The 5,522-nt window shown below is 38.0% G+C and carries 2 protein-coding genes; both read right to left on the reverse strand.

Annotated elements, in window-relative coordinates; genetic code table 11:
• Positions 1 to 4,441 (reverse strand): beta strand repeat-containing protein (locus tag V7D82_RS13195; RefSeq protein ID WP_442902392.1); only part of this gene is annotated, 4,441 nt, incomplete at its 3' end.
• A 563-nt stretch (positions 4,442 to 5,004) separates the two neighbouring features.
• Positions 5,005 to 5,522 (reverse strand): T9SS type A sorting domain-containing protein (locus tag V7D82_RS13200; protein ID WP_333601424.1); only part of this gene is annotated, 518 nt, incomplete at its 5' end.

The following is a 5,522-nucleotide window of genomic DNA, read 5'->3' on the forward strand; positions in this document are numbered from 1 at the left end:
GACAGCCTGTAACTACTGAATGAGTTCCACTTTCAGTATACGTTTGTCCGTTTACGGACCAGGTATAAGTATCACAAGCCGAAGCTGTTTGATTTGATGAAGTACTATTATTGATAGTTAAATGTAACGTAGCTGTATTTACACAACCCGTTTCATTGGTAGAAACATAATTGTAATTACCGCTTGTAGTATAGGTTTGTCCATTCAATGCCCAAGTATAAGTATCACAAGCGGTAGCTGTTTCGCTAGAAGTAGTTGTTTTATTTTCAGTTACTGTAATGCTCGCCATTGCAGTACATCCAAAAGAATTAGTAACGGTTACAGTATATGTTCCTCCGGCTGTAATTGTTAAATCGGCTGAAGTTCCTACTACAGTTGATCCATTTGACCATGAATAACTGTCACCACCCGTAGCTGTAACACTGATCGATGTAGTTGAACAAGTGATTACCGTTGAGCCAGTATTGTTTGTGACACCTGCTGTTGGTAATGGATTAACAGTAACCGTTCTGGTGGCAGTAGCATTTGAACAACCTCCAGTTCCGTTAAGAGTATAAGTAATTGTTGCTGAACCTGCACTTACTCCGGTAACAGCACCTGCTGTACTTACTGAAGCAACTCCTGAAGCCGATGTAGACCATGAACCACCTGTAGTTCCGTTAGTTGAGAAAGCTGTTATTCCACCTACACAAACTTCTTGTGTTCCACTTAATGTTCCTGCATTTGGTGGAGAAGTAACTGTAACAGCTCCAGAGAAATTAGAATACGTTGAACCACATGGATCCGTTACGATACAATAGTAGTAAGCAGTTCCTGCCACTGAATTTTGAGGCGTTAACGTTGCTGTTTGCGCACCAGTTCCCAGATTAGTAGCTCCGGCATAAGTAGTATTTGATGTGCTGCTATACCATTGGTAAGTTTGTCCTGAACCGGTAGCGGCTACAGTAAGGTTTGTTGGTGTAGTACCTGTACAAATATTTTGAGCGCTAATGGATGGTTGCGTTGTTATAACCGGGTTATTGATAGCTAAACTATTAAAGAAAAGGTCATAACCGGATCCTGAACCAGCGCCTGCATTATAGAAACGGATTTGAGCCGGCTTTTGACCTCCAGTCTGAGCGGCAAAAGTTCTTCCAGTATAGGTAACAGTGGCTCCTGCTTTTGTTTTAATAGTAATGGAATAGGTATTTAATGCTGTATAAGTTAAACTAACATCTAAGCCTCCTGTTGTATATCCTATCGAAGTATCAAATCCTACAACATTATCATTTATTTTGTAATATGATTGTCCACCAATAAATAATAATTCAACCAAATTTTGTCCGCCAGTATTTTGAAGTCCAAAACCTACCACTTTCCCAGTATCAATAAAACCATTATCCATAGAAAATGAAAGTGTATTTCCTACGCCCATCGTTACCGGTCTAACCGCGCTGGCCACGTTGTCTCCTCCACTGGCATACATTCCCCAAGAACGGGTACCGCCATTGTTTACATCTGAACTTCCGCTAAAGAATCCGGCAGTAGTTCCATTAGTTGAAAAATTCCAGGCACCGAATCCGATAGTACCATCATTTTGACCATTAGTCCAAGTTGATGTGGCATTACTTTTATTTGTTCCTGAAATCGTTAGATTTAAAGTTTTAGTATCCGAACATCCCGATGCATTGGTTCCAACATTGGTATACGTTCCACTTGTGGTATAAGTTGTACCGTTTACGGACCAGGTATAACTTCCACAAGCAGATACTGTCTGGCTTGATGATGTGCTGTTGTTGATGGTTAAATTTAATGTTTTAACATCTGTACAACCAACCCCATTAGTACTTGTATAAGTATACGTTCCACTTGTCGTATAAGTTTGTCCATTTACTGACCAGGTATAAGTGTTACAAGCAGTCACTGTTTGACTTGACGATGTACTGTTATTGATAGTTAAATTCAATATTTCCGTATGACAACCGGTAACTACTGTGCGTGTACCTGATGTAGTATAGGTAGCTCCGTTTACGGACCAAGTATAAGTATCACAAGCTGTTGCTGTAGTGGTGTTACTGGTATTAGGAGTAATAGTCAATTCTAAGGTCTCGGTATGACAACCTGAAACCGAAGTATAGGTTCCGCTTTGCGAATACGTTTGTCCGTTTACAGACCAGGTGTAACTTCCGCAAGCAGCAGCTGTAGTGCTATTGCTTGAACTTGGAGTTATCGTTAAATTTAATGTCTTAGTATCCGGACATCCGGCACCATTGGTACTTGTGTAAGTATACGTTCCACTTGTGGTATACGTTTGTCCGTTTACTGACCAAGTATAGGCATCGCAAGCTGAAGCCGTTTGGCTTGAAGAAGTACTGTTATTGATTGTTAATACTAATGTTTTAGTATCTGGACATCCGGCACCATTGGTACTTGTATAAATATAAGTTCCACTTGTAGTATACGTTGCTCCGTTTACGGACCAGGTGTAACTATCACAAGCTGTTGCTGTCTGACTTGATGCAGAACTGTTATTGATTGTTAAATAAAGTGTTTGGTTTTGAGGACATCCCGCAGCATTGGTTCCTGCGAAAACATAAGTTCCACTTGTGGTATAGGTTGCTCCGTTCACTGACCAAGTATAGGTATCACATGCTGTTACCGTTTGGCTAGAAGGAGTACTAACATAAATTGTTAAATTTAATGTTTTTGTATCTGTACAACCAGCCGCAGTGGTTCCTACATAAGTATAAGTACCACTTGTAGTATACGTTACTCCGTTTACAGACCAGGTATAGGTATCACATGCTGTTGCCGTTTGGCTGGATGCAGTACTATTATTGATTGTCAAGTTTAATGTTTTGGTATCCGGACAGCCGGCACCATTAGTACTTGTATAACTATAAGTTCCACTTGTAGTATATGTTGTTCCGTTTACTGACCAAGTATAAGTATCACAGGCTGTGACCGTTTGGCTTGATGCAGTACTATTGTTGATTGTTAAGTTTAATGTTTTGGTATCTGTACAACCAGCCGCATTGGTTCCTACATAAGTATAAGTACCACTTGTGGTATAAGTTGCTCCGTTTACAGACCAAGTATAAGTATCACAGGCTGTTACCGTTTGACTTGAAGATGTAGCCGCTGTATCCTGAGTAATCACTATACTAGCAGTAGAACTGCATCCGTTATTCGTTACTGTTACAGTATATGTTCCAGCCGAAGTTACACTCAAATTAGCCGTTGCGCTAACAACTGAAGTACCATCTGACCAAGAATAACCAGTTCCTCCTGTAGCGGTAAGACTAATAGACGGTACAGAACAAGTCACTTTTGTAACACCTGTATTATTAGTTATACCAGCAGTTGGGAGAGCCTTTACAGTCACAGTAAAAGGAGTCCCTGTACTCACTTCATTGGTAGTAGTATTTTTGACGGTTAAAGTTCCATTATAAGTAGCAGCTGCAGCACTTGCCGGAACAGCAATAGCTATTTGAGATGCTGGTAGAGTAGTCAAACTTACATTTGTGAAACCCGCAGTTCCTGCTGCAGTATCAAAAGTAATACTATACTGATTAGGGCTATTCGTTGTTGCTGTATAGGGCAAGTTTGCTGTTGTAGTTCCTCTACAAACTGAAGGACTAGTGCCTAATGTTATCGTTGGTACCGGAGAATTAGCAGTCACTTTTTGTCCGGAACTGTAATAACTCCAGTTTTCAGAATAGAAATAATAATCATAACTGTTTGAGGTAGTTACGGTATTTGTTGTAGATATTCCATTATTAGTCACATAAACCACTGTCCCGGCTCCTATGGCAGCACCGGATCCATAAGAATTTCCGTTTGTAGGAGCTGTTACAGTAGCATCTTTTGGATATCTAACAATCATAACATTGTAGGTATTAGCCCCTCCTGTAAATTTTGTCCATCCTAAAGTAGCCGTTGTCCCTGAAATAGTAGCTGTACATGAAGTTGGATTTCCAAGAGCATTAACGGTATAATACGGACAGGATTTTGTAGAAGTGCTAGCTGTAAGTGAAGTATCATTTGACCATGTTCCCTCATCTCCATAAGTAAAACTATCTCCTGCATTTGCTTTAGCTCTACCTACGGCATACCAAGTTCCGGTTGCGGTAAATTGAAATGAAGTAAGGTTTCTTTGCACTTTTTTATTTGGAGCAGATCCATCTGCATAATAAGTAGCGGCTGCCCAACTCCATCCGGTGTTACCATCGGTATTTTGACCAACACCAACCTCAGAGGTATTCCAAGAGGATTGTCCAATTTCAAATTGAAAATAAGTATTAGCAGGCAATTTATCACCTAGATAATAAGTTGCCATTGGCCTACCTGTTGTTATTGGATTCACATAAATCTGGGCTTGCCCTTTTAAACCAACTAGTACTACAAACAAAAGCAAAACATAATATAGTTTCGCTTGCAAAGAACTAATCTGGAACCCCATAAATTTCGTAATAGTATTTTTTTTCATAAATAAAAAAGAATTAAATCTTTAACAATAATAAAAGTAATGCATTGAAGATTAATGATTAAAATAACTCAAAAACGACTTAGGGGTGAGTAAAATTAACAAATAATTCAACGGACACAAAAAATTATGTTAAAACCGGGAACGCAAACGTTTTCGTGTTGATAAATTATTGATTTATAAGCTTTAAATTATATTTTATAAAATAATTCCTAATCTATTTTACGAAGTTTGCAATAATTAAGTTAATTATTATATTAATGAAGATATTTGTCCCTTATCCAATTTTTTAGGCATTTAGCGGCTTGATTTTACACTAAAAAAACGGATAAAAAAGTTGTCGTTTTAGTTTAAAACGATTTAATTATGTATTAAAAAAACTGTCTTATGCATAGATATAATATCCTTTATTTATAAAAGTAAAATCATGAGTGATTTTTACTTTTTATTTTCTTAAACAAAAACAATTGAAAAATTTTATCCATAAAAAAAGCCTCTTCATTTCTGAAGAGGCTTTTAGTTTAATATCAATTATACGATTATCGTTTAATCACTCTAAGTGTTTTAACTTCACTTCCCTGTGTTACAATTACATTGTAAACTCCAGATGGATAACGGTCTCCTATTTGTAATGTAGATACTTCATCTGCCTTAACCTCTCTCTGATCGATCAATCGGCCTGTCATATCATAAATCACAACTCCTACGCTATCCTCACTTGTGGTTGTTAAACTCAAGTTGAAGTTCTCACTGTATGGATTTGGATAAGCAACCACCGCAAATGGCGTTTTAACAACTTCTGTAGTAGCAACAGCTTTTGCACCACAATCTTTGTAGTAAACTATTTTAGCAGCTCCTATCACTTCTGTACAGCCATTGCTGAACTTAGCTCTGAAATAATTAGCACCTACTACAGGATTAGTGATAGTATAACTTTGCGATGTCTCTCCAACAATATCTGTATAAGTAACTCCTAAATCCGTAGAACGTTGCCATTGGATGTTACCTGAATAACCTGTGCCAATTGTCAATACTTTAACTATAGAAGAATTTGTAC

It is taken from the genome of Flavobacterium sp., assembly GCF_036741995.1.
Classification (GTDB): Bacteria; Bacteroidota; Bacteroidia; order Flavobacteriales; family Flavobacteriaceae; genus Flavobacterium.